24 protein-coding genes are annotated in these 22,610 nt (G+C 63.7%); 16 read left to right on the top strand and 8 right to left on the bottom strand.

Going from position 1 to position 22,610, the window contains the following annotated elements; genetic code table 11:
- Positions 1 to 218 precede the first annotated feature (218 nt).
- Positions 219 to 437 carry a hypothetical protein gene (locus KNN17_RS14700; protein WP_241709766.1) on the top strand — a complete coding sequence of 73 codons (219 nt, stop codon included), beginning with the start codon at positions 219 to 221 and terminating at the stop codon, positions 435 to 437.
- Positions 438 to 603: 166 nt separating this feature from the next.
- Positions 604 to 918, top strand: coding sequence for a carboxymuconolactone decarboxylase family protein (locus KNN17_RS14695; RefSeq protein WP_241709765.1), 315 nt, complete (start codon positions 604 to 606; stop codon positions 916 to 918).
- A gap of 53 nt (positions 919 to 971) precedes the next feature.
- Here the strand turns inward: KNN17_RS14695 and KNN17_RS14690 are convergent, their stop codons facing one another.
- The 4 genes from KNN17_RS14690 to KNN17_RS14675 form a co-directional block, all read right to left on the bottom strand.
- Complete coding sequence (locus tag KNN17_RS14690; protein WP_241709764.1) at positions 972 to 1,109, bottom strand: hypothetical protein; 138 nt, start codon at positions 1,107 to 1,109, stop codon at positions 972 to 974.
- A 56-nt stretch (positions 1,110 to 1,165) separates the two neighbouring features.
- A complete protein-coding gene (locus KNN17_RS14685; RefSeq protein WP_078107182.1) occupies positions 1,166 to 2,260 on the bottom strand; it encodes a hypothetical protein in 1,095 nt (364 codons plus the stop codon).
- A 181-nt stretch (positions 2,261 to 2,441) separates the two neighbouring features.
- Positions 2,442 to 3,146, bottom strand: coding sequence for an alpha/beta fold hydrolase (locus KNN17_RS14680; RefSeq protein WP_241709763.1), 705 nt, complete (start codon positions 3,144 to 3,146; stop codon positions 2,442 to 2,444).
- A 72-nt stretch (positions 3,147 to 3,218) separates the two neighbouring features.
- Positions 3,219 to 5,138 carry an FAD-binding monooxygenase gene (locus KNN17_RS14675; RefSeq protein WP_241709762.1) on the bottom strand — a complete coding sequence of 640 codons (1,920 nt, stop codon included), beginning with the start codon at positions 5,136 to 5,138 and terminating at the stop codon, positions 3,219 to 3,221.
- 197 nt (positions 5,139 to 5,335) lie between these two features.
- Between KNN17_RS14675 and KNN17_RS14670 the strand changes: the two genes are divergently transcribed.
- The 7 genes from KNN17_RS14670 (at position 5,336) to KNN17_RS14640 (ending at position 12,419) form a co-directional block, all read left to right on the top strand.
- Positions 5,336 to 6,805 carry a fumarylacetoacetate hydrolase family protein gene (locus KNN17_RS14670; RefSeq protein WP_241709761.1) on the top strand — a complete coding sequence of 490 codons (1,470 nt, stop codon included), beginning with the start codon at positions 5,336 to 5,338 and terminating at the stop codon, positions 6,803 to 6,805.
- Positions 6,798 to 7,457, top strand: a complete 660-nt coding sequence (locus KNN17_RS14665) for a GntR family transcriptional regulator (RefSeq protein ID WP_241709760.1) — start codon at positions 6,798 to 6,800, stop codon at positions 7,455 to 7,457. The genes KNN17_RS14670 and KNN17_RS14665 overlap by 8 nt, the downstream gene beginning before the upstream one ends.
- A gap of 32 nt (positions 7,458 to 7,489) precedes the next feature.
- Positions 7,490 to 9,004 carry a 5-carboxymethyl-2-hydroxymuconate semialdehyde dehydrogenase gene (gene hpaE, locus KNN17_RS14660; RefSeq protein ID WP_241709759.1) on the top strand — a complete coding sequence of 505 codons (1,515 nt, stop codon included), beginning with the start codon at positions 7,490 to 7,492 and terminating at the stop codon, positions 9,002 to 9,004.
- A 110-nt stretch (positions 9,005 to 9,114) separates the two neighbouring features.
- Complete coding sequence (gene hpaD / locus KNN17_RS14655) at positions 9,115 to 10,203, top strand: 3,4-dihydroxyphenylacetate 2,3-dioxygenase (protein ID WP_241709758.1); 1,089 nt, start codon at positions 9,115 to 9,117, stop codon at positions 10,201 to 10,203.
- A 54-nt stretch (positions 10,204 to 10,257) separates the two neighbouring features.
- The gene (gene hpaH, locus KNN17_RS14650; protein WP_241709757.1) at positions 10,258 to 11,043 is read left to right on the top strand and encodes a 2-oxo-hept-4-ene-1,7-dioate hydratase; all 786 of its coding nucleotides are present in this window, start codon (positions 10,258 to 10,260) and stop codon (positions 11,041 to 11,043) included.
- Positions 11,028 to 11,876 (top strand): HpcH/HpaI aldolase family protein, encoded by an 849-nt coding sequence (locus tag KNN17_RS14645; protein ID WP_241709756.1) that lies wholly within the window; start codon positions 11,028 to 11,030, stop codon positions 11,874 to 11,876. The genes hpaH and KNN17_RS14645 overlap by 16 nt, the downstream gene beginning before the upstream one ends.
- Before the next feature lie 195 nt (positions 11,877 to 12,071).
- Positions 12,072 to 12,419: a hypothetical protein gene (locus tag KNN17_RS14640; RefSeq protein WP_241709755.1), complete on the top strand. Its 348-nt coding sequence runs from the start codon at positions 12,072 to 12,074 to the stop codon at positions 12,417 to 12,419.
- A gap of 112 nt (positions 12,420 to 12,531) precedes the next feature.
- Here KNN17_RS14640 and KNN17_RS14635 read toward each other — a convergent pair whose 3' ends face one another.
- On the bottom strand, positions 12,532 to 13,068 hold the full coding sequence (locus KNN17_RS14635; RefSeq protein WP_241709754.1) for a hypothetical protein: 537 nt from the start codon (positions 13,066 to 13,068) through the stop codon (positions 12,532 to 12,534).
- Positions 13,069 to 13,375: 307 nt separating this feature from the next.
- On the opposite strand from KNN17_RS14635, the gene KNN17_RS14630 reads away from it, so the two are divergent.
- A complete protein-coding gene (locus KNN17_RS14630; protein WP_241709753.1) occupies positions 13,376 to 14,584 on the top strand; it encodes an aspartate transaminase in 1,209 nt (402 codons plus the stop codon).
- A 44-nt stretch (positions 14,585 to 14,628) separates the two neighbouring features.
- Positions 14,629 to 15,303, top strand: a complete 675-nt coding sequence (locus KNN17_RS14625; protein WP_059388748.1) for a 4-carboxy-4-hydroxy-2-oxoadipate aldolase/oxaloacetate decarboxylase — start codon at positions 14,629 to 14,631, stop codon at positions 15,301 to 15,303.
- Positions 15,304 to 15,415: 112 nt separating this feature from the next.
- On the opposite strand, the gene KNN17_RS14620 is transcribed toward KNN17_RS14625, so the two are convergent.
- Together KNN17_RS14620 and KNN17_RS14615 are read right to left on the bottom strand one after the other, a co-directional pair.
- Positions 15,416 to 15,637: a hypothetical protein gene (locus KNN17_RS14620; protein WP_241709752.1), complete on the bottom strand. Its 222-nt coding sequence runs from the start codon at positions 15,635 to 15,637 to the stop codon at positions 15,416 to 15,418.
- A gap of 134 nt (positions 15,638 to 15,771) precedes the next feature.
- Positions 15,772 to 16,704, bottom strand: a complete 933-nt coding sequence (locus KNN17_RS14615; protein WP_241709751.1) for a LysR substrate-binding domain-containing protein — start codon at positions 16,702 to 16,704, stop codon at positions 15,772 to 15,774.
- 537 nt (positions 16,705 to 17,241) lie between these two features.
- Here KNN17_RS14615 and KNN17_RS14610 point away from each other — a divergent pair.
- Genes KNN17_RS14610 through KNN17_RS14590 form a run of 5 tightly spaced genes read left to right on the top strand, consistent with a single transcriptional unit; the run spans position 17,242 to position 21,969 of the window.
- Positions 17,242 to 18,030, top strand: a complete 789-nt coding sequence (locus KNN17_RS14610; RefSeq protein WP_241709750.1) for a LamB/YcsF family protein — start codon at positions 17,242 to 17,244, stop codon at positions 18,028 to 18,030.
- A 1-nt stretch (position 18,031) separates the two neighbouring features.
- Positions 18,032 to 18,754 carry a 5-oxoprolinase subunit B family protein gene (locus KNN17_RS14605; RefSeq protein ID WP_241709749.1) on the top strand — a complete coding sequence of 241 codons (723 nt, stop codon included), beginning with the start codon at positions 18,032 to 18,034 and terminating at the stop codon, positions 18,752 to 18,754.
- The gene (locus KNN17_RS14600) at positions 18,751 to 19,764 is read left to right on the top strand and encodes a biotin-dependent carboxyltransferase family protein (RefSeq protein WP_241709748.1); all 1,014 of its coding nucleotides are present in this window, start codon (positions 18,751 to 18,753) and stop codon (positions 19,762 to 19,764) included. Before KNN17_RS14605 ends, KNN17_RS14600 begins: the two co-directional genes overlap by 4 nt.
- Positions 19,765 to 19,821: 57 nt before the next feature.
- On the top strand, positions 19,822 to 21,162 hold the full coding sequence (locus KNN17_RS14595; RefSeq protein WP_241709747.1) for an MFS transporter: 1,341 nt from the start codon (positions 19,822 to 19,824) through the stop codon (positions 21,160 to 21,162).
- A gap of 57 nt (positions 21,163 to 21,219) precedes the next feature.
- A complete protein-coding gene (locus tag KNN17_RS14590) occupies positions 21,220 to 21,969 on the top strand; it encodes an SDR family oxidoreductase (protein WP_078107213.1) in 750 nt (249 codons plus the stop codon).
- A 40-nt stretch (positions 21,970 to 22,009) separates the two neighbouring features.
- Here KNN17_RS14590 and KNN17_RS14585 read toward each other — a convergent pair whose 3' ends face one another.
- Entirely contained in the window at positions 22,010 to 22,444 is a 435-nt protein-coding gene (locus tag KNN17_RS14585; RefSeq protein WP_078107214.1) for an acyl-CoA thioesterase, read from the bottom strand.
- Between the last annotated feature and the right edge of the window lie 166 nt (positions 22,445 to 22,610).

Here is a 22,610-nt window from a genome sequence, read left to right as displayed (position 1 = left end):
AGGGCCTCTTAGGTGTGGTTGGCATGTGTTCTCCCAATAGCTCCCAGTCTCCACGGCCGTCGGTCAAACCCACACCGTCCGCCACGGCCAGCCCACCGGTACAACCGCAACCCCAACCGGATCCCGGCGTCGTAGTTCCTCCCGGTGGCGCGTCAACGCCCTCGCCCGCGGTGACCGCGCAGCCGAGCCCCACCCATGTTGCGCCACCCGCTACAACCGTGGCAACAGTTCCGCCCCCGACCGTTTCCAACCCGGGCCCCTCGGTCCAAACTTCAACCTCGGCGGCGGTCGCGTCCCGGATTGACCCCGGCACCCCGGCCCAGGGCGACCATCCCATCGCTCCAAGCGTCTCGGTCGCTGGAATCCTGTTGGCCTTCGGCGGAACCCTGATTGCCGCGGGCGGAGTGGTTGGCCTCAGAAGATATCCACGGCTCTAACCCGGTCCCCCGAACCATCGGGAAACAGGTAATGGCCGACCCTGCCTCATTCCGAGGTGCGTTCCTAGGATGGAAAGCAAGTCGACAAGCTTTCACTGGAAGGGTCGGAGGCCGCTGAAGCCGGACCTTCCGCACCCTTGAACGAATCACCAACGAGGAGAACCCCATGACCGAACAATCCCGTGCCCAGCAACTCGTCGGAGACATCTCACCAAAACTGGCCTCACTTACCGACGACGTCCTCTTCGCTGACGTCTGGGAACGGCCCGAGTTGGCCAAACGGGACCGGAGCCTGATTACCGTTGCCTGTCTCGTGACAAGCGGCAGCACCGAGCAGCTTTTTGGACACTTGCGGCTTGCGAAGGCCAACGGACTCAGCGAAACCGAATTGAGCGAGGCTATTACGCACCTGGCGTTCTACGCGGGCTGGCCGAAGGCGATGTCCGCCATGGCGGTCGCCAAGCAAGTATTTGCCGAGTAGCCAGGTCCGCGTTTGGGGGCGATTGGCGTTGGTGGCCGGTTCGCTGCCCGGAGTCAGGCCTGCGGTGTTTGGCCTTGGAGTGAGGCGATCTGTGCACGCGCGGCTGCGGTCGCGACGAGCGCGGTGAGCTGTTCGACCAAGACGAGCTGCTTGTCGCGGTCCAAGGCGCCCGCGTTCGTGAGGACCTGCACGCGCACGTAGTTGATAGCTCAGCGGTCATTGGTTGCGCCATCCTTGCACGTCGCTGTCACCGTGTCTTTCTTTGCGCAATCATTTGCGGATCGTCCGGCTTGACGTCCTTGGAAGTGCGGTTCTTCGGCCGGTGCGGCGGGATCGGTTCGGACGCGAAGCGTCGTGGTCCGCTCCACATTGAGGGCGGGGCGTCGATCGCGTAGGCCAGCGCGTACGCGACCTTTTCGTAGTTGACGCGCCAGCCCCTGAAGTGGGGCCAGGCTTGTTCGGCGGTGACCTCTACCGGGTAGTCGACGGTCTGCAGGAGCTCCACGGCCGCTTGAAAGTCTTCGAATTTAACGTCGAGTTCGGAATCGGGATCGGGGTCTTCCTCGACCGGGATACGAATGGCCCGCGCCACTTGGTTCAGGCAGGTGAACCCCATTCGAAGGACCAGCCGTGCCCGGGTGCTCGGGGCAGATCCCGGACTGAGGGAAAGCTGCAACGCGGCCGCGTCCATGACGCTGAGGAGGGAGTTGAGCCAATTCGATTGCGGCGACGGCGAACGGAACCATACCAAGGTGAGGTACGTGCTGTGTGATTCGGCGACGTCCGCGGCCCATCGCTCCCATCTTTGGTACAGCTCGCTGAGTTCGCTGGTGCTGGTTTGTGCGGCCATGCCGAACCGCGTGCGCACTAGAAGCTCCGGTCCCCACGACGGTGAGCCTGCCCTCGATACCAGGAGCGTTACCTCCGCTTCACGCCTGTTGAAGGCCGAATAGAGCGTCGGCAGATAACCGATTTGCAATGCGATGACGATCAATCCGGTGTAAGCGGCTATGTAGACCAACACCGTGTTGCCGACATTGGATGGGGCAGCGTAGCCGAGGGTGAACATTGCGGAGCCGGCTTCGCTTGAGGCTTGCCAGAAGTCGCCGTCGACGAAAGGAAGGAGCAGCAGACTGAACGACAGATCGAACAGGATCACCCAAACCAGCAGGCGGACGAAGAGCGCCATCGGAGACTGCCAGGCAAGGATCCGATCACGCGCTTCGTATGAAGTGGCGGGTTTCGTGATGACAAAGAAGATTTTCGCGGTGACCAAATGGGTCACCCGTGAAAGGTTGCTGTGCAGCGGCCGCGGCACAATCAGCGTTCCGATCACACTCATCCAGTTCAGGAGCAACCCAAGCAGCCCGACTGAAAAACACGCCCACACGATTACTGTCAATGCGCTCTTTCGACATTGTTAGACACCAATACAGCTATTGACCACCGGTGGGGACAAAGCTGGTGAGGCTCGTATCATTCATTCCACCATCGGACCTTGTCAAGGGTGGTGGGTTCCGCGGCTACCCCCTCCGCTCAACCGCCGCAAGAATGGCCTCGCCGAGTTCAAGCGGCTTGGTGAACTGGGGCCAGTGCCCGGTGGGCAGATCCATGAATTCGACGTCGTTGATGCGCGCGAGCTCAGCGACGAAGGGGTGGCCGGATTCGATCCATTCGCCGAGCAGGCTGGAGGGGAACTCGCACGCGATGATGGTGGCCGGGACGTCGTAGCGGCGCACATCGTGCAAGCGCTGTTTATCGCTCGTCACGTTCTTTGGCTCCGGGATGGCGCGTGCGCGGAAGGCCGCCCGCAGCTCCTCGTTGAGGTCCACGAGATCCTCATTTTCGAAAAGCTCCCATGATGGCAAGGGCACGGCATCGCCTTCGACCGGCAGTTCGTCGTTGATGACACCGCCCTCGCCCAGCGGGCCGCTATCTACGTAGACCGCCCGGACCACGCGGTCCGGGCGGGCGTCGACGGCGCCGTGGATGATGGCACCTCCGCCGGAGTGGCCGACCAGTACTACGGGATTGCCAACGGCGTCGACCGCCGCCACTACTGCTTCGATGTGATCCCTGAGGCCGATCCCTGACCTCGGGGCGTCAACAGCTTCCAGCCCAGGCAGCGTGAGCGGGTGGACCGTATGCCCTGCAGCAACGAGCGGCGGGGTGACCTCCGACCATGAAGAAGCGTCCAACCAGAATCCGGGAACCATGATGATATCCATGCCGGTACCCTACGACGGGCCACCGACAGAATGAACCCTTGAGTTGGTCCCGCACGCCGGAACGCCAACAGCTCACACTGCCGCGGTCCGTTCCGATCGTACGAGGGGCGCGAAGAACGCGGCGAGTTCCGCCGTCGCGGTCAAGGGCAACACGTTCGCCACGTACTGGTCCGGCCGCACCACCACCACGACGCCGCCGCGGTCGAGGCCGCGCAGCTCGAAGATGTCGGCCGAAGGATCGGTGCCGTAGACGTTCTCGAGGTACGTGAGCTTGAACGGTCCCACCTGCGGCTTGAACGCTTCCGGCACCGCTCCGATGTCGACGCTCGTGTGCTCCTGCTGGTAGATCACCTTCACGTCGAACCACGCGTCCCGGTCAGCGCCCGACGGCGTTGCGGCCAAAGGCGAGTCCGGCGAGTTCGCGATCCACTCGGCAAAGTCGACGACGGGCGACGTTCCCCCTTGTGCCGTTCCGGCAGCTTCGCTTGCGTCCGCGAAGACATAGATGCGCCACCGTCCGTCCGCCTTGGCCTGGTGGCCGAGCTGGAGCGGGTTGGTATCGCAGACGCGCACCACGGGAGCGGACTTGAAACGCTTCCCGATGGTGAATCCCGTGGCCAGGTCTTGATGCGTAGGCTCGGCGATGAGCGGTGAGGGAGCGTAGTGGGTCATGAAGCCGGCAGGGAACTCCGCGGTGCTCACGTAGAAGTTCTCCAGCTCGGTGGGATCCTCGAATTCTTCGGGCTTCTTCGCCATGAGCGTGGACCACTCTTTGTCGAAGTCGATGAGGTTCTTGGCAATGACCTGGCGTTCGGCGGAGTACGTGGACAGCAAGCTCTCTGGGCTGCGGCCTTCGAGTACGTGTCCGAGCTTCCAGGCAAGGTTAAAGCCGTCCTGCATGGAGACGTTCATGCCTTGGCCGGCTTTGGCGCTGTGGGTGTGGCATGCGTCGCCGGCAATGAACACACGCGGAGTGCGGGTGCCGCGCTCGTCCGGCAGGACGTCGTCGAACCTGTCCGTGAGGCGGTGGCCCACTTCGTAGACGCTGTGCCACGCGACGTTGCGGACATCGAGCGTGTAGGGATGGAGGATTTCGTTGGCCTTGGCGATGATCTCGTCGATGGTGGTGTCGCGCACGGAGCGGTTGTCGTTCCGGTTCACTTCGCCGAGGTCGACGTACATGCGGAAGAGGTGGCCGCCTTCGCGTGGGATCAAAAGGATGCTGCCGCCAGTGCCGGACTGGATGGCGCATTTCGTGCGGATGTCGGGGAAGTCCGTGACGGCAAGGACGTCCATGACGCCCCAGGCGTGGTTGGCCTGGTCGCCGGCCAGGGTGCAGCCGATCGACTCCCGCACCTTGCTCCGCGCGCCATCGGCGCCCACGACGTACTTGGCCCGGACAACGCGCTCCTGGCCTTCGTTGGGTCCTGCTGTGTGGAGGAGGGTGACGGTGACGGGGTAGTCGCCTTCGCCGGTGACCTCAAGACCGCGGAACTCGTATCCGTAATCGGGGGACATGCGGGCAGGGGAGTTCGCCATGAATTCGGCGAAGTAGTCCAGCACGCGCGCCTGGTTGACGATCAGGTGGGGGAATTCGCTGATGTCTCCTGTGGGATCGTCCAGGGCGCGGGCGGTCCGGATGATGCGGGAGGGATCCGAGGGGTCCGGCTTCCAGAATGCCATCTCGGTGATCCGGTACGCCTCGGCAATAATCCGTTCGGCGAATCCGAAGGCCTGGAACGTTTCCACGCTCCGTGCCTGGATACCGTCGGCCTGGCCGATCGCGAGCCTTCCGGGGCGGCGCTCCACGATCCGGGTTGTGACTCCCGGGAACTGGGACAACTGCGCGGCGGCGAGCATGCCTGCGGGGCCGCTGCCCACAATGAGCACGTCGACCTCGTCGGGAAGGTCGGCCGGCCGATTGAGCCCGACGCCGGCAGCCGCCTGGACTCGCGGGTCACCGGACACGTAACCGTGGTGGTGGAACTGCATGGGAATCCTCACTTCGTCGTGTGGTTGTTCAATTATAGAACTGTAAATTCTCTATCTGAACCCAGAATTGGATACAAACTGTACGGCAGGCGTGGGTGGGGGACAAGGCCTTTGCGGCGGGATGCAGGGGGTTGACGTTCCGAAACTCCCGGGCCATAGTTATCGTATACGATTTCGTACTCGATGAGGAGTAAATCTTGGAACAGGTCACCGACCACATCCTGGCCGCGGCCCGCAAGGTCATCGCGGTGCACATCAACTACCCCAGCCGGGCGGCCCAGCGCGGCCGTAAGCCGGAACAGCCGTCGTACTTCCTGAAGCCTTCGTCCTCTCTTGCTCTCAGTGGCTCTGCGGTGGAGCGTCCGGCGGGCTGTGAACTCCTCGGCTATGAGGGCGAGATCGCGCTGGTCATCGGCAAGCCCGCCCGCCGCGTGGGCATGGAGGACGCGTGGGGCCACGTCCGGTGGGTCACGGCCAGCAACGACCTTGGCGTCTATGACCTGCGCTACGCGGACAAGGGCTCCAACCTCCGGTCCAAGGGCGGCGACGGTTTCACTCCGGTGGGCCCGTCGCTCATCCCGGCCGCCGACGTCGACCCCTCCGGGTTGCGGATCCGCACTTGGCACAACGGTGAACTTGTCCAGGACGACACCACCGAAGACCTGTTGTTCCCTTTCGCGCGGCTCGTTGCCGATCTGTCCCAGCTGCTCACGCTCGAAACCGGCGACATCATCCTGACCGGTACCCCGGCCGGCGCCTCGGTCGCCAAGCCGGGCGACGTCGTCGAGGTTGAAGTCACCGCCGGTGATTTCAGTAGCGGCCGCCTCACCAGCACCGTGACGGAGGGTACGACGGCGTTCGCGGACTTCGGTGCCCGGCCCAAGGCCGATGACACCCAGCGGGAGGAGGCATACGGTTCCCGCGAAGCCGCCGGCCTTGCCGCCGTCGTGCCTGTCCTGACGCCGGCACTGAGCCCGGAGCTGAGGAAGAAACTCGAGTCCGTCGCTACCGCCACCCTGTCCAGCCAGTTGCGCAAGCGGGGGCTGAACAATGTGAGTATCGACGGGTTGCAGGCGACGCGCCCGGACCGCCGCGTCGTCGGGCTCGCCCGGACCCTGCGCTATGTGCCCAACCGCGAGGACCTCTTCACAACCCACGGAGGCGGTTTCAACGCGCAGAAACGCGCCATCGATTCCGTCAACGAGGGCGAGATCCTGGTCATGGAGGCCCGGGGCGAAAAGGGCACCGGGACCATCGGGGACATCCTGGCGATGCGTGCCCAGATGCGCGGTGCCGCGGCGATCATCACCGACGGCGGGGTGCGCGACTATTCCGCGGTGGCAGGACTGGACATGCCCACCTATTTCGCCAATCCGCACCCGGCCGTGCTGGGCCGGAGGCACATCCCGTGGGACACGGACATCACCATCGCCTGCGGCGGGGCCACGGTCCAGCCCGGGGACATCATCGTGGCCGACTCGGACGGGATCCTGGTGATCCCGCCGGCCATCGCGGGGGAACTGGTGGATGAGTGCATCGAGCAGGAGAAGGAAGAGGCCTTCATCTTCGAGATGGTCAAGCAGGGCAACAGCGTCGACGGACTCTATCCGATGAACGCCCAGTGGCGTGCCCGTTACCAGGAATGGGAAGGAACCAAAGGTGACTGAAACCGCCGTCGGGAGCAAGTCCGAGCAGGCCTATGCGGCCGTGAAGGCGCGCATCGTGGAGGGCACCTACACGCCGGGTTACCGGCTGGTGCTGGCGAAGATCGCCGAGGACCTGGGCGTGAGCGTGGTCCCGGTCCGGGAGGCGATCCGCCGCCTGGAGGCCGAAGGTCTCGTGAAGTTCGAGCGCAACGTCGGCGCGACGGTCTCCGGTATCGACCCCACGGAGTATTTGTACACGATGCAGACCCTGAGCATCATCGAGGGAGCGGCGACGGCGTTGTCCGCACCTTTGATCGATTCCGTGGCGATCGCGCGGGCCCGTGCGGTGAACGCGGAGATGCGCGACTGCCTGGAGCATTTCGATCCGGTCCGCTTCACGGCGTTGAACCAGGATTTCCACAGCGTGCTCTTTGAACACTGTCCCAATCCGCACATGCTGGACCTCGTGCACCGGGGCTGGAACCGGCTCGCGTCGATCCGCGCCTCGACGTTCCGCTTCGTCCCCGGCCGTGCGCAGGAATCCGTCAAGGAGCACGAGGCGCTGCTTCAGCTCATTGAAAGCAACGCCGACGCCGACACCATCGAACAAGCCGCCCGCCGCCACCGCTCCGCCACCTTGGATGCCTACCTCGCACAAGCAAAAAGCATCTGACAATCCCTCAAGGCAGAAAAGGAAGAGAAACAATGACGTTCACTGCACCAGAAACCACCACCCATTACGTCCCGAAGGACCTTCCTTCCCACATCCAGCACTTCATCGATGGCCGGTTCGTTGACTCGGTGTCCGGGAAGACCTTCGATGTCCTGGACCCGGTATCCAACTCCAACTACGCCACCGCCGCGGCCGGGCAAAAGGAAGACGTCGACCTTGCCGTCGCCGCCGCCCGCGAAGCCTTCGTGAGCGGTCCGTGGCCGAAGATGAAGCCGCGCGAACGCGCCCGCGTCCTGAACAGGATCGCCGACGCCGTCGAAGCCCAGGAGGAGCGCCTCGCCGAACTGGAGACCTTCGACACCGGCCTGCCGATCACCCAGGCCAAGGGTCAGGCGTTGCGCGCGGCCGAGAACTTCCGTTTCTTCGCCGACCTGATCGTGGCCCAGTTCGACGACGCCATGAAGGTCCCGGGTTCGCAGATCAACTACGTGAACCGCAAGCCGATCGGCGTCGCGGGCCTGATCACGCCGTGGAACACCCCGTTCATGCTCGAGTCCTGGAAGCTCGCCCCGGCCTTGGCCACCGGCAACACCGTGGTCCTGAAACCGGCCGAGTTCACCCCGCTCTCGGCCTCGCTCTGGGCGCAGATCTTCAAGGACGCCGGACTGCCCGACGGCGTGTTCAACCTGGTCAACGGCCTCGGCGAGGAAGCCGGCGACGCCCTCGTGAAGCACCCGGACGTGCCGCTGATCTCCTTCACCGGGGAGACCACTACGGGCCAGACGATCTTCCGCAACGCCGCAGCCAACCTCAAGGGCCTGTCCATGGAACTCGGCGGCAAGTCTCCGTGCGTCGTATTCGCCGACGCCGATCTGGATGCCGCGATCGATTCGGCCCTGTTCGGGGTCTTCTCCCTCAACGGAGAACGCTGCACCGCCGGCTCGCGGATCCTCGTCGAACGCGCCATCTATGAGGAGTTCTGCGAAAAGTACGCCGCCCGCGCGAAGAACATCGTCGTCGGGGACCCGCACGACCCCAAGACCCAGGTCGGTGCCCTCGTCCACCCCGAGCACTACGCCAAGGTCGCCTCCTACGTGGAGATCGGCAAAACCGAGGGCCGGCTGTTGGCCGGCGGCGGGCGCCCGGCTCACCTCCCGGAAGGCAACTACATCGCGCCCACCGTGTTCGCCGACGTCGCACCCGACGCCCGGATCTTCCAGGAGGAGATCTTCGGACCCGTCGTCGCGATCACCCCCTTCGAGAGCGACGACGAAGCCCTCGCCCTCGCGAACAACACCAAATACGGCCTGGCGGCCTACATCTGGACCCAGAACCTGACCCGCGCGCACAACTTCGCCCAGAACGTCGAGGCCGGCATGGTGTGGCTCAACAGCCACAACGTCCGGGACCTGCGCACCCCGTTCGGCGGCGTGAAGGCCTCGGGCCTGGGCCACGAAGGCGGCTACCGCTCGATCGATTTCTACACCGACCAGCAAGCCGTCCACATCACCCTCGGCACCGTGCACACCCCCAAGTTCGGCGCCTAACCAACGCCCATCCAGCCCAACTGACTCGCACTTGTTGTCGTTATGAGGCTCCAAAACGACACTTACTGCGAGTCAGTTGGGTGACACCCTTTCAAAGAAGAGAGAATCCCATGAGCAACTTCGTTCCCACCCCCACCGTCCCGGCGCCGGATATTGTCCGCTGCGCCTACCTCGAACTCGTCGTCACGGACCTCGCCAAATCCCGTGAGTTCTACGTGGACCTGCTCGGCCTGCACGTGACCGAGGAAGACGAGGACACCATCTACCTGCGCTCCTTCGAGGAGTTCATCCACCACAACCTGGTCCTGCGCAAGGGACCGGTCGCTGCCGCGGCCGCGTTCGCGTACCGGGTGAAGTCCCCGGCCGAGGTGGACGCCGCCGAGGCCTACTACCGCGAGCTCGGCTGCCGGGTGGAACGCCGCAAGGACGGCTTCACCAAGGGCGTTGGCGACTCCGTCCGCGTCGAGGACCCCCTGGGCTTCCCGTACGAGTTCTTCTACGAGACCGAGCACGTGGAACGCCTCACCCAGCGCTACGACCTCTACTCCGCCGGCGAGCTCGTCCGCCTGGACCACTTCAACCAGGTCACCCCCGACGTCCCCAGGGGCCGGGCCTACCTCGAGGACCTCGGCTTCCGGGTCTCGGAAGACATCAAGGACTCCGACGGCGTCACCTACGCCGCGTGGATGCACCGCAAGCAGACTGTGCACGACACCGCCCTGACCGGCGGCAACGGACCCCGCCTGCACCACATCGCGTTCTCGACGCACGAGAAGCACAACATCATCCAGATCTGCGACAAGATGGGCGCCCTGCGCATCAGCGACCGGATCGAACGCGGCCCCGGCCGGCACGGCGTGTCCAACGCGTTCTACCTGTACATCCTGGACCCGGACGGGCACCGCATCGAGATCTACACCCAGGACTACTACACGGGCGATCCCGACAACCCCACCGTCACCTGGGACGTGCACGACAACCAGCGCCGCGACTGGTGGGGCAACCCCGTCGTCCCGTCCTGGTACACCGAGGCCTCCCTCGTCCTGGACCTGGACGGCAACCCCCAGCCGGTCGTCGTCCGCGAGGAAAAGAGCGAAATGGCGGTCACGGTCGGTGCCGACGGGTTCTCCTACACCCGCCAGCCCGATGGCGGCCCCGCGGGGGAAAAGATGGGTTTCAAGGTCGGCTCGCAGCTCTAGGCCCTCAGCCCTCAACGTATGCTGACCGCAGGATGGCCGAAACGGAGTGTGGAGATGCTTGACCCGAAGACGATAGAAACCATTGCCGATGAACTGTTGGAAGCCGGCCGGTCCCGGACCCCGGTGCCGCGGCTGACTGCCCGCTACCCGGAGATGACGGTGGAGGATTCCTATGCGGTGCAGCAGTTGTGGCGGCGCCGCAACGAGGAAGCTGGCCGGAGGCTGGTGGGCCGCAAGATCGGGCTGACGTCCAAGGCCATGCAGGCTGCCACGGGCATCACTGAACCGGACTATGGCGCGATCTTCGACGACATGGTCCTGGAAACCGGCTGCTCCGTGGCGTGGGACCAGTACACCCACCCGCGCGTCGAGGTGGAACTGGCGTTCGTGCTCAAGGACGGGCTCAAGGGCCCGGGTTGTACGATCTTCGACGTCCTGAACGCCACCGATTACGTGGTTCCGGCCCTTGAGATCCTGGATTCCAGGATCGAGATGGAGGGCCGGACCATCGTGGACACCATCTCGGACAACGCGGCCATGGGTGCCATGGTGGTGGGCGGGCGTCCGGTCCGCCCGGACGCCGTCGACCTCCGCTGGGTATCGGCGATCCTGTACAAGAACCAGACCGTCGAGGAAACCGGCGTCGCCGCGGGCGTCCTGGACCACCCCGCCAACGGCGTGCACTGGCTCGCCAACAAGATCGCCCCGCACGGCGACGGGCTGAAAGCCGGGGAGATCATCCTCGCCGGCTCCTTCACCCGCCCCCTGTGGGTGTACAAAGGCGATACCGTCCACGCCGACTACGGACCCTTGGGAGTGGTCACATGCCGGTTCGAGTAGAACCAGACCGCACGTTCCGCGACGCCCTGCGGAACCAAGCCGGCCCTGCCGGCCGGCCCCTCGTCGGGATGTGGGTGTGCTCGGGCAGCCCGCTCATCGCCGAACTGTGCGCCGGGGCCGGGCTGGACTGGCTCCTGATCGATGCCGAACACAGCCCCAACGGCCTCGAATCCATCCTCGCCCAGCTCCAGGCCGTCCGCGGCTACCCCGTCCAGGCCGTCGTCCGACCGCCGGTCAACGACACCGTGCTGCTCAAGCAATACCTGGACCTGGGCGTGCAGGACCTGCTGATCCCCATGGTCAACTCCGCCGCGGAAGCAAAGGCCGCCGTCGCGGCCGTGCGCTACCCGCCGCACGGGGTCCGGGGGGTCGGCTCGGCCCTGGCGCGGGCCTCGCGCTGGAACCGCATCCCGGACTACCTCGCCCGGTCCGCCGGAACCATCAGCGTCACGGTCCAGATCGAAACCGACGCCGCCGTCGCCGCGGTCGAGGAGATCCTTGCGGTCGACGGCGTCGACGCCATCTTCCTCGGACCCTCCGACCTCGCCGCGTCCATGGGCCTGCTCGGCGAGCAGGAACACCCCAAGGTGCGTGCCGCCGTCGAGCACTGCATCACCGCGGCGAAGACCGCGGGCAAGCCCGCCGGCGTGAACGCCTTCAACGAAGCCACAGCGCGTGCGTACATGGACGCCGGGGCGTCGTTCGTGCTGGTCGGCGCCGATGTCGCGCTGCTGGCGCGCGGCACCGAAGCGCTCGCGGACAAGTTCATCCCAACAGCGCCCGACGGCGGAGCTCCCCTTGGCGGGACAGGTGACGCGCCGTCGAGCTACTGAACTAGGTAGGTAGTCGGCACTCTTCCCGAGGTCCTTGGACGGAGCTACATTGGATATCCCGAGGCCGCTCGGGGGCGGTCGAGGAGGGGGTCGGCCGCAATTTCAATGGAGCATGCCGTGGTCCCGCAACCAGATCTCAGTCGTCAACAATCTGCAGTCACCGCCCAACCGCCGGCTGAAAGGCGTTCAGGCCCTGTGGAGTACGATCTTCGGGCGGTTTACGTCCCGCAGTCGGGATTGTTCCTGGACGATGAGGGACACGAATTCTTCGTAACCGCCGTGGAATTCTGGGAGCACGCGACGGTGGTCAGTCTGTGCTGGAAACGCAGGCCCATGGCAGGGCAGGGAAGTCCACCCTTGGTCGCCACGGATGAGCACGACCGGGTGCTGGGCGTAATGCGCATCTGGAACGTTGGTGCGCGATCAATCCAACATTTTGAACCGATTTCTCCGTCAGCCCGCGCATTGACGGTGCTCATCGCCAGGAAAACAGGAACACAGGAACTGTTCAGCTGCAGGACGCCGCCCGCAAAGAAAGAGTGAACGAAGTAAGCACTCCCAACTAACTCGCAGTTGTTGTCGTTTTGACGCCTCATAACGACAACAACTGTCAGTCAGTTGGGTTAGGGGCGCCGTCTGGGCTGGCCCGTGGAAGCTAGGCGGAGCGCGCGATGCCCCGCGTTGACCTGCGGATATGGTCGGGCGTGAGGCCGGTCAGCGAAGCAAGTTCAAGTTCATCGCAAGCTTGGGTGCGGAGCGCAGTGACAATCAACGCTTCCCGCTGATTAACGATCTGGTCGCGGTGCCTTTCGGCTGCTTTGAGTTGCTCGCTTTTCGCCTTCAGGCCATCCACGTGCGCGCCTCGCGGAAGCTCGCTCGGGTGAAGGTCGTCATAAGCCAAACCGATAGTTCGGACGGCCCGAATATTTTCCCCGGTCAGCGCGGAAATTGTGGCCAAGGTGAGCCCGTCTTCAAGGGCCTGGGCGATCATCTCGTTCCGGGCAGCGGTCAATGCCCGGATGGCGCTTGTCGCTTGAGATAGGAGTTGCTTATGGGCTGTGAGCGAATGGATGAGCTTGTTGTGTTCACCGGTGGCCGGCGCGCGGTCTTCACGCTCCACTGGCGCCTTGGCGCGGTAGGTGTACCTGCCGGTTGTCGAGCGGCGGGGAGTGGACCCTGGTTGAGCTTGCATGTACTCCCTTTCCGACCCGGTCCCGATGGATCACGGCTTCCCTGATCTGAAGAATCTAGGCCCCGTTCGCAGGGCTGCGGAAATACCAATACCGCGTGAACCCATAAGGAAAGTGCATAGAAGATTCCCCATATGGGACACAAAATTCCCGAATGGTGCGTGGAATTCCCATACGGGACAGGGGGTCATAAGACTCTCTTATTGATCCACGCACATTAGGTCTTATCCACGGCGCCCGGCAGTGCCTAGTCTCGAAATTGGGGATTCGACACCCGAATCCTGAGTTTCACGATTCTGGAGAAGACAAATGTCCGAGTACCTGCCGGCGTCGAGGGTCACACGCATCAAGTCCTCAGCGAGCGTTGCGGCCGCCGCCCGCGTCCGTGAACTACGAGCCGAAGGCATCCCGATCATCGACCTGACCGTCGGCGAGCCGGACTTCGACACCCCTGACCACATCAAGGCGGCCGCTATCGAAGCGATCAACGCCGGCCAGACCAAATACACCTCGGTGACTGGGACGCCCGAGCTGCAGGCCGCCATCCTCCGTCGGATTGAAAGCCACACCGGCGTGCATTACGCAGCGAACCAGCTGACCATCGGCGGCGGCGCCAAGCAAGTCATCTACGTTGCGCTCATGGCATCGCTCAACGACGGCGACGAGGTCATCGTCCCGGCACCGTACTGGGTGTCGTACCCGGACATGGTCCTCGCCAACGACGGCACGCCCGTGATCGTCGCTTGCGGAGAAGACACCGGCTTCAAACTCACCCCGGGCGTCCTCCGCGAAGCCATCACTGCCAAGACCAAGTGGCTCATCCTCAACGCTCCGTCCAACCCGACGGGCGCGGTGTACTCACGCGAAGAACTGCAGGCGCTCGGCTCCGTCCTTGAGGAATTCCCGAACGTCTACGTCCTCACCGATGAGATCTATGACGAAATCCACTTCGGGGACGGCCGGGTGACGAGCCTCGTCACTGCCGTTCCGTCCCTCCGCGACCGCATCCTCCTGGTCAACGGCGTCTCCAAGGCCTATGCCATGACCGGTTGGCGCCTTGGCTACGGTGTGGGTCCGGCGCCTTTGATCGCAGCGATGAACAAGCTGCAGTCGCAGACCTCCTCCTGCCCGTCGTCGGTCAGCCAAGCAGCGGCGGCAGCCGCGCTGAACGGGGACCAGTCGTTCGTCCGGGACAGCGTGGAGGTGTACCGCAAGCGCCGGGATGTCGCCGTCGAAGGCCTCAACGCCATCGAGGGACTTTCCGTTGCGCCCGCCGAGGGCGCCTTCTACGCCTACGTGAACTGCAGCGGCGTCATCGGCAAGACAGCTCCGGACGGCACGGTCATCGAGAACGACCAGGACTTCACGATGTACCTCCTCAACGCGGCCGCGGTCGCCGTCATCCAGGGCTCGGCGTATGGCCTTGGCCCTTACTTCCGGATCTCCTTCGCCACATCGCTGGAGACCATCAACGCCGGCGTGGACTCGATCCACAAGGCAGTCAGCGCCCTCAACTAAGCCCTACAGGCACCCCAGAGCCAGCCAAGAGAAAGATTCAGGAAATGATCCACGTCAAGACAAAGTTCCAGAGGCCGGACGCCGACGTCGTCAGCCGCCTCGCGGCGTTCTCCTCCGCGACCATCCACGAAGCCCAGGGCCGCCGCGGCGCCTTGAGCTCGAAGATCAAGCCGATCGACCGCTCCATGTCCTTCTGCGGGCCGGCCGTGACCGTGGCCTGCGCACCGCAGGACAACCTCATGCTGCAGGTCGCCATCCACTACGCCCAGGCCGGCGATGTGGTCCTGGTCGGTGCGCAGGAATTCTCCGACGCCGGAACCTTCGGCGACGTCTTGGGCAACGCCATGAAGGCCAAGGGGATCGCGGCCATGGTGACGGATTCCGGTGTGCGTGACACCCAGGACCTCATCGAACTGGGCCTCCCGGTGTTCTCAGGCAGCGTCTGCATCAAAGGCACGGTCAAGGAAACCCTTGGGCCGATCAACCACCCCCTCGTTTTCGGTGATGAAATCATCTACCCGGGCGACATCCTCCGCGGTGACGCTGACGGCGTCGTAGTGGTGCGCCGTGAGGAAGCCGAGGAGGTCATCGCGCTCTCCCAGGCCCGGGACGACGCCGAACGCGAGCTCATCAAGGCCTACCACGCCGGAGGCACCACCATTGAGTTGTGCGGGCTGACGGAAAAGCTGAAGGCAAAGGGGCTCCTGGTCGAAGACTGATTGGCACGCTCAGGCCGGTCACCGGATGCGGTGGCCGGCCATTTGCGTGCCCGATTCCGGGCACGCAGAAGGCGCCCTGCCTGGGGCAAGGCGCCTTGGGTGGAAAGCCGGGTCAGTCCAGTCCGGGGTGTCCTGGCCGGGCGTCGACCAGGTGCCACTCGATGCTGTGTCCGGCGTGAGCCGGCATGAGGCTTCCTTCGAAGACGAAGAGGGGTTCGCCCACCCCGCCCAAGGGACGCCAGAAACCATTCCTTGGGCAGTGGAATCCGGTCCGTGCGCTGATCGTTCCGAGGGTTGGATTCGAAGCCCACCGGGTCTGGCTGATCTTTTTCACCGCTGTTCCTTTGATTGGGCTCACGGAATCCGCGAACCGCTTTCGAATTGCTTGCTAATTCGATATTAGGAAATAAAAATGCCCGTGAATAAGACCAAAGATGTCTGTCCGGATAAGGCAATGTTATGGATGGATCAAGCCCCGGATGGATCGGCCGCGTACTTGTTGATCAGCTGCTGCTGCAGCATCTCCTTGACCAGGATGAGCACGGCAGAGGCGGCTTCGGACAGCGGCTCATGGTCGGGGGTGCACAGGGCAATCTTGCTCTGCAGGGCCGGTTCGACGATCCGCAGGACCTTGAAGTTCTCCTCGGGGAAGAGCGCATCAGCGGCGGATTTGGGAAGCACGGTGGCCCCGAGGTTTGCGCGGATGAGCCGGACCAGGGAGGGAACCGACTCCACTTCTCCTACGAGCCGCAGCGGCAAGCCTTGATCGGCCAGACCCTTCTCGATGATCTGGCGCAAGGTGTGGTTCTTTTCGGGGAGGAATAGTCCAAGGGTGCTGGCTTCTTCAAGAGTGACAGTAGAGCGTCCCTGCGCCACATCGACGTCTTCATGGGTCACCAGGTGCAGGTCTTCCACAATCATGGTGGTGAACTGCACTCCACGGATCTTGCCCGGCTCGTAGATCAGGGCCATGTCGAGGCGGCCGTTCTTGATTGCCTCGCTCAGCACCCCGCCGAAGATCTCGGTCAGGTGGACCACGATGTCCGGGTATCGCCGGCCGACCTCGCGGATGATCTGCGGTGTCAGGCTGGAAGCCATGCTGTACGGCGCGATAGCGATGGACACCCTGCCCGACGGCGCCGCCCCGGATGCCGCCACGTCCAGCCTGGCTTGTTCCACGAGCCGCAGGATGGTCTGGGCGTGGCGATAGAGGGTGTGTCCCGCGGCGGTTGGCTCGACTCCTTGCTTACTGCGGATCAGGAGTCGCTGCTTCAAATCGCTTTCCAGCGCCGACACCTGCTGGCTGAGGGCAGGCTGGGCGACATGGAGCGCAGCGGCCGCCTTGGTGATGCTCCCCGAATCGACGATCTTTACAAAATACGAGAGCTTCCGCGTGTCCATGGGTCTGCCTTCCTCCAAGCCCTCATTGGGGCCAGGATGCCATAAGGAAATTCTATGTAGGGACACACAATCCGTCTTTGTGTGACCTGTCTCTCAGCTACTAAATTTGAGACCCACATCCCCATGGTGGCGTTCCCCAAGCATTACTTGGCAGTTCGTTGACTCCCCATCAACCGAATTGTCCCGATACCCAAATATAGACGCACTTGGCGCGCTGCCCCGCAAATCGATCGTCACGTAAAGAGCACCCTATGAGACTTTCGGGCATATCGCCCACCGCCCGCGGCGGCAAGCGGTCCCTGCCGGCGACAGGTGTGCCGTAGGTCATAACCGGAGGCTATCCCGTGATAGCGAATAGGTCTTTGTGCCCGAACTTCTTGGGTGCGAGACTTCTATCACCAAAGAATTACCGCAGTACCTCTGATTGAAGAATTTCAGCTAAACACTTCCAATCGGGCGGGCAGCTCAATTCTTCCGATATTCCACCCGCTCGTATGGAATTACCGGCCCAATGCAGAACCACGGAAAGAGAACCACGTGAATCCGATAATTGATCTTGTAGCGGATCTTGGAGAGGGATTCGGTGCCTACACCATAGGCAGCGACACCGATCTTCTGGAGATCGTTTCAAGCGCCAATATCGCTTGCGGGTTCCACGCGGGCGATCCCGACATCATGGACGCCACCGTCGCTGAATGCGTTCGCCGTGGAGTGGGTATCGGAGCCCATCCGAGCTTCCCCGACCTGCGTGGTTTCGGGCGCCGGGACATGGGCCTGACTGCCAACGAGGTGCGTGCGGACGTGCTCTACCAGTTGGGAGCCCTGAATGGCTTCGCCGCCTTCCATGGAACCAAGGTGACCCACCTTGCGCCGCACGGCCGGCTGGGAAATCTCGTCGCCGTCCGTGAGGACTACGCTGCGGCCGTGGCCGAAGCGGCCGCCCGCGTGGACAACGAACTCATCGTGGTCGCGCAGGAGGGCGAGTTGGCCAAGACCGCACGTTCCGCCGGCCTCGACGTGGCCATCGTGGGCATCGTTGATCGCGCCTACCAGGAAGACGGGACGCTGGTCCCGCGCAGCCAGCCCGGCGCCGTGCTGCACGACCCCTCGGCCATTGTCGAGCGGACCGTGCGCATGGTGTGCGAAGGAAAGATCCGGTGCGCGAACGGCACTGACATCGACATCTCCACGGACACTGTCCTGCTTCACGGAGACAACCCCGGCGCCGTCGGGCTCGCCCGGCTCATCCGCTCGGAGCTCATTTCGGCAGGCGTGCGCATCGCCCCGTTGACCGAAGTCGTGGATGCCAAGAGGAAGGCGGCCTGACATGTCCGTTCTCACGGCGGCTCCCACCGAGATCTACGAATCCGGAGACTCCGCATTGCGCGTCGTCGCACTTGCCGAAGCAAGCGAGGACAACTGGCTCACGGTCCACCGTCTTGCCGACTGGCTGGAAAGCTGCGGTGCCGAGGGACTTCACGGCGCGGTACCCACCTACGACTCCGTGCTCGTGGAATTCGACCCTGTGCTGGTGTCTGCCCGTCAGGTGCGCGCGTTCGTGAAGCTGGGACTCCTCGAAATGGGCCGGTCAGACGGCAGCGCAGCGGCACCCCGTGCGTTTGATGTTCCCGTGGTGTACGGCGGCGAATTCGGCCCCGACCTGGAGAATGTCGCCGCTTATCAGGGCATCTCCACCGAAGAAGTCATCCGGCTCCACACTGAAAAGACCTACACCGTCCGCTGCCTCGGCGCGCCGGCCGGCTCGCCGATGATGGATGGCCCCGCGTTCCCGAAGCCCGTGCCGCGCCTCAAGGATCCCCGGCTCAGCGTCCCGGCAGGAGCCGTGGCTGTGGCCGGACGCCAAGCCGTCATCGCACCAGCGTCAGCGCCCGGTGGCTGGTGCGTGATCGGTCAGACTCCCTTGACCGTCCTTAATATTCGCCGCGAACCACTGGTGCCTTACAAGCCAGGCGACATTCTCCGTTTCCGCAGTATCGAGGCCGGAGAGTTCGACTCTTACGTCGGCCAGGAACTGGAACCAAGGCCATGAGCGGGCACATTTTCATCCAGCAACCCGGGAACGCCGTGGTCACAGACCTTGGCCGGTTCCGTGGACCGCGCTTCGGACTTCCCGTGAACGGGGCCCTGGACCAGTACTCGGCCCGGGCCGCCAACATCCTGGCCGGCAACCTGGACAACGATCCCCTGGTGGAGATCACGGCCCTCGACTTCAGGATGAAAGCGAACTCGGACATCCTCATCGCAGTCACTGGCGCTCCGCTGACGCTCACCGTCGGAGGGCGTCCTTGCACCCAGTGGGAACCGGTTTCGGTCCGCGCGGGCGAGACGGTGGCCATCCGGGGAATCAACCGGGGCCTTCGTGCCTACCTGGCCATCCACGGCTCCGTGGAGGCGCCGATGCTGTTGGGCAGTTGTGCTCCGGACACCGTTGTGGGCTTCGGCCTGCAGCTCAAGGAAGGAACCACACTCCTGACCCGCCGCAGCGTGGGCCCTGTTCGCCAACCGTACTTCGACCTTCCGCTCTTCCGGCTTGGCCTGGAACGGCCGAGCATGGGGCAGCAACTGATGGTCGATGTGACTGATGGGCCGGATGTCGCCGAATTCGGCGGTTCCGCCGAGCTGCTCTTCACCTCGGAATACGCCGTGAGTGGTCGGAGCAATCACATCGGCCTGAGGCTCGGCGGCGAACTCCCCGAAAGAACCTCAAGCGGTGAAGTGCTTTCGCGCGGCGTCCCGGTAGGCGCCGTCGAAGTTCCTTCCCGGGAAGAGTTGCTGGTGCTGCATCGGGGACGCGGCGTCACTGCCGGCTATCCAGTCCTCGCAGTGGTTACCAGTAATGGCCTGGACGTCCTTGCGCAAGCCCGCCCGGGCGACAAGGTCCACTTCAGGAAAACAACAGTGGCGGAGGCAACTTCCGCCCACCGGCGTTCGCGGGCGCAGCTTGAAACCCTCCGCGAATCCGTCAACACAGTCTTCGGACTACTTGGCATTGGATGCCGACCCCAGTGGCAGGACCTCCCGGTTGCGGCATGCAGCTAAAAACCTGTCGTCAAAACCAATAGGCGTTGCTACGCTCAACATCAAGAAGGAAATGTCATGACCGCAAACACCAACGCTGCGCAAGTGCAGCATGAACGGCTCACAGGCCGTCAAACGCGCAAGGTTGTCACCGCAGGCTGCGTTGGCATCTTCGTGGAACTCTATGACAACGGCATCTTCGCCTTCATGGCCGGAACGCTTGCCTTGGTGTTCCTTGCCCCGGGCAACCCGGACAACGCCCTGTTGTTCGTGTTCGCCGGCTACGCAGTCTCGTTCTTCGTCCGGCCCCTTGGCGCAGTTGTTTGTGGCTACTTGGGTGACCGGATCGGCCGGCAAAAGCTACTGGTCTTCGTCATTCTGCTGATCAGCGTCGCCACCGCAGGTATCGGAATCCTGCCCACCTACGCGGCCATCGGCATCGCAGCTCCCATCCTGCTGGTCCTGCTGCGGCTCCTGCAAGGCTTCTCAGTCGGTGGCGAGGCCGCCGGCGCCATGACCTTCCTCGCTGAACACGCCCCCGAAGGCAAGCGCGGCATCATCACCTCCTACGCACAGATCGCGTCGTTCGCAGCACTGCTCACCGGCACCCTCGTGGCGTTCTCCATGTCTCCTTGGCTCACCCAGTCGGCGATCGACGGCGGTGGCTTCGGCTCCTTCGCATGGCGCATTCCGTTCCTGGTCGCCATTCCCATGGGCATCATCGGTTGGTACATCCGCAAGGCCATCGCGGACACCCCCAACTTCACAAAGCTCAAGGAAGAGGGCGGCCTGTCCAAGAACCCGCTCAAGGAAGCCTTCCAGTCCGCTGAGCACCGCCGGGCCATGGTTCTGGCCCTCTTCATCCCGCTCATGAACGGCTCCGGCTACTACGTCCTGTTCTCTTACATGCCCACGTTCCTCAAGGGCAAGCAGCTCAACTTCACCATCGGCGAGGCGCTGTTCATCACCGCCTGCAGCCTGGTTGTCATCTGCATCGCCATTCCTTTCATGGGCGCCCTCTCCGACCGCATCGGCCGCAAGAAGGTCATCGCCGGCTCCGCCATCGCCATGACCATCCTGGGCATCCCGTCCTACGCCCTCATCGCAACGGGCAACATGGGCCTGGCCATCCTTGGTGCCTCCATCATGGCCATCGTCTTCGCGGGCCACACGGCCGTCATCCACATCCTGATCGTTGAGCTGTTCCCCACCCGGGTTCGGTACTCCGCCTACGGCCTCGGCTACAACATTTCCTCCGCGCTCTTCGGTGGAACTGCTCCGTTGCTGATGACCTGGCTTATCAGCAGCACTGGCAACATCTACATGCCGGCCTTCTACGCGGTCATCACGGCCCTCGGCACGCTTGCAGCCGTGAGCACGGTCAAGGACCGGGCACACGAACCCCTGCGCGACGCTTAGTCGCCGCTGACCTCCGGGCACAGCTTGTGCCTTCCAGTCCCACCTTTTGGAGAACAGATGTCTTTTTCCGACTACAACACCGCCCTCGTCACCGGAGCGTCAACCGGTATGGGTGCCGCGATCACCGAGCGGCTGGCCAAGAGGGGCCTGACTGTTCACGCAGTTGCCCGCAACGAGGAACGCCTCAGCGAACTCGCCGATCGTACGGGTGCCATCCCGCACGTTGTGGACCTGACCGACACGGCGGCCCTGACCGCCGTCGTGAGCGAGCTGAAGGTCGATGTCCTGGTCAACTGCGCCGGAGTTTCCCGGCCCGGCAACCTCCTGGACTCGTCCGAACAGGACATCGACGAGCTCATTGACGTCAACCTTCGAGGCCTGCTCCAGCTCACGCGGCTGGTCCTGCCGGGCATGGTGGAGCGCGACCTTGGCCACATCATCAACATCAGCTCGATCGCAGGCGTCTACAACTTCTACGGCCACACGGTGTACCACGCCACGAAGGCCGCCGTGCACCAGATCTCCCGCCAGCTCCGGAACGACACCGTCGGCAAGCGCATCCGCGTGACGGAGATCTGCCCGGGCCGGGTGGAAACCGAGATCTTCGGCCGGAACATGGGCGGCACGCCCGAAGCCATGGAAGAAGCATGGAAGACGTACTACGAGGGCTACGAGTCGCTGACCACTGACGACATCGTCAACGCGCTCGACTACGCCATCGAAACCCCGCGCCACGTCAATGTGGGCATGCTGGAACTCATGCCGACGTTCCAGGTCCCGGGTGGCCTCACCTTCGACAGGCGCTGACCGCAACAAGCTGGCGGCCGCGAATCTCGCGGCCGCCAGCTCAGTCCTCTTGGAGCGCTTGCGTCAAGTGGTGCGTGGGGATGCGGTCGCGGTCGTAGGTGATTTCCGTGTAGCCGTGCGGTTCCGGCCGGCCGTCGTGCCCGAGGTTGACGAACACGATCTCCTCGATGGTCAGGATGCTGTCGCGGGTGATCATGTTGCGCACTTCCGCACGCATGGTCAGTGACGTCCGGCCGAAACGGACAGCCGTGAGGCCCATTTCCACCAGATCGCCTTGGACGGCCGAGCTGACGAAGTTGATTTCGGAGATGTACTTGGTGACGGCCCGACCGTTTCCAAGTTGGAGGATGGCGTAGATTGCCGCTTCCTCGTCGATCCATTTCAACAGGCTTCCACCGAACAGCGTGCCGTTGGCGTTGAGGTCCTCCGGACGTATCCACTTGCGGGTCCGGAACGTGATGTCAGCCTTTTCCATAATGCGAGATTAGCGGAGGCCAGGCGCCCGCGTCTCCTGCGGCGTGCCATGCTGGGCGGGACTCCGTAACATGGATACGGTGCACCCGGTTCAGGGCACAACACGAAACGCCGATTCGCGCACCATGCGGCACACCGGGAATGCGCTGGAGGAACACCATGAAGAT

This window comes from Arthrobacter bambusae (assembly GCF_022606295.1).
GTDB lineage: Bacteria > Actinomycetota > Actinomycetes > Actinomycetales > Micrococcaceae > Arthrobacter > Arthrobacter bambusae_A.
The sequence above is the reverse complement of the archived record's forward strand: the minus strand, read 5'-3'. Positions and strand labels throughout refer to the sequence as shown.

Excerpts from the sequence above, each read along its gene's own strand:
- KNN17_RS14585 (WP_078107214.1), bottom strand. The coding sequence starts at position 22,444 with ATGGAAAAGGCTGACATCACGTTCCGGACCCGCAAGTGGATACGTCCG.
- hpaD (WP_241709758.1), top strand. The coding sequence starts at position 9,115 with ATGAGCAACTTCGTTCCCACCCCCACCGTCCCGGCGCCGGATATTGTC.
- KNN17_RS14630 (WP_241709753.1), top strand. The coding sequence starts at position 13,376 with ATGTCCGAGTACCTGCCGGCGTCGAGGGTCACACGCATCAAGTCCTCA.
- KNN17_RS14645 (WP_241709756.1), top strand. The coding sequence starts at position 11,028 with ATGCCGGTTCGAGTAGAACCAGACCGCACGTTCCGCGACGCCCTGCGG.
- KNN17_RS14695 (WP_241709765.1), top strand. The coding sequence starts at position 604 with ATGACCGAACAATCCCGTGCCCAGCAACTCGTCGGAGACATCTCACCA.
- KNN17_RS14615 (WP_241709751.1), bottom strand. The coding sequence starts at position 16,704 with ATGGACACGCGGAAGCTCTCGTATTTTGTAAAGATCGTCGATTCGGGG.
- KNN17_RS14590 (WP_078107213.1), top strand. The coding sequence starts at position 21,220 with ATGTCTTTTTCCGACTACAACACCGCCCTCGTCACCGGAGCGTCAACC.
- hpaH (WP_241709757.1), top strand. The coding sequence starts at position 10,258 with ATGCTTGACCCGAAGACGATAGAAACCATTGCCGATGAACTGTTGGAA.
- KNN17_RS14605 (WP_241709749.1), top strand. The coding sequence starts at position 18,032 with ATGTCCGTTCTCACGGCGGCTCCCACCGAGATCTACGAATCCGGAGAC.
- hpaE (WP_241709759.1), top strand. The coding sequence starts at position 7,490 with ATGACGTTCACTGCACCAGAAACCACCACCCATTACGTCCCGAAGGAC.
- KNN17_RS14680 (WP_241709763.1), bottom strand. The coding sequence starts at position 3,146 with ATGGATATCATCATGGTTCCCGGATTCTGGTTGGACGCTTCTTCATGG.
- KNN17_RS14685 (WP_078107182.1), bottom strand. The coding sequence starts at position 2,260 with ATGAGTGTGATCGGAACGCTGATTGTGCCGCGGCCGCTGCACAGCAAC.
- KNN17_RS14625 (WP_059388748.1), top strand. The coding sequence starts at position 14,629 with ATGATCCACGTCAAGACAAAGTTCCAGAGGCCGGACGCCGACGTCGTC.
- KNN17_RS14675 (WP_241709762.1), bottom strand. The coding sequence starts at position 5,138 with ATGCAGTTCCACCACCACGGTTACGTGTCCGGTGACCCGCGAGTCCAG.
- KNN17_RS14595 (WP_241709747.1), top strand. The coding sequence starts at position 19,822 with ATGACCGCAAACACCAACGCTGCGCAAGTGCAGCATGAACGGCTCACA.
- KNN17_RS14600 (WP_241709748.1), top strand. The coding sequence starts at position 18,751 with ATGAGCGGGCACATTTTCATCCAGCAACCCGGGAACGCCGTGGTCACA.
- KNN17_RS14635 (WP_241709754.1), bottom strand. The coding sequence starts at position 13,068 with ATGCAAGCTCAACCAGGGTCCACTCCCCGCCGCTCGACAACCGGCAGG.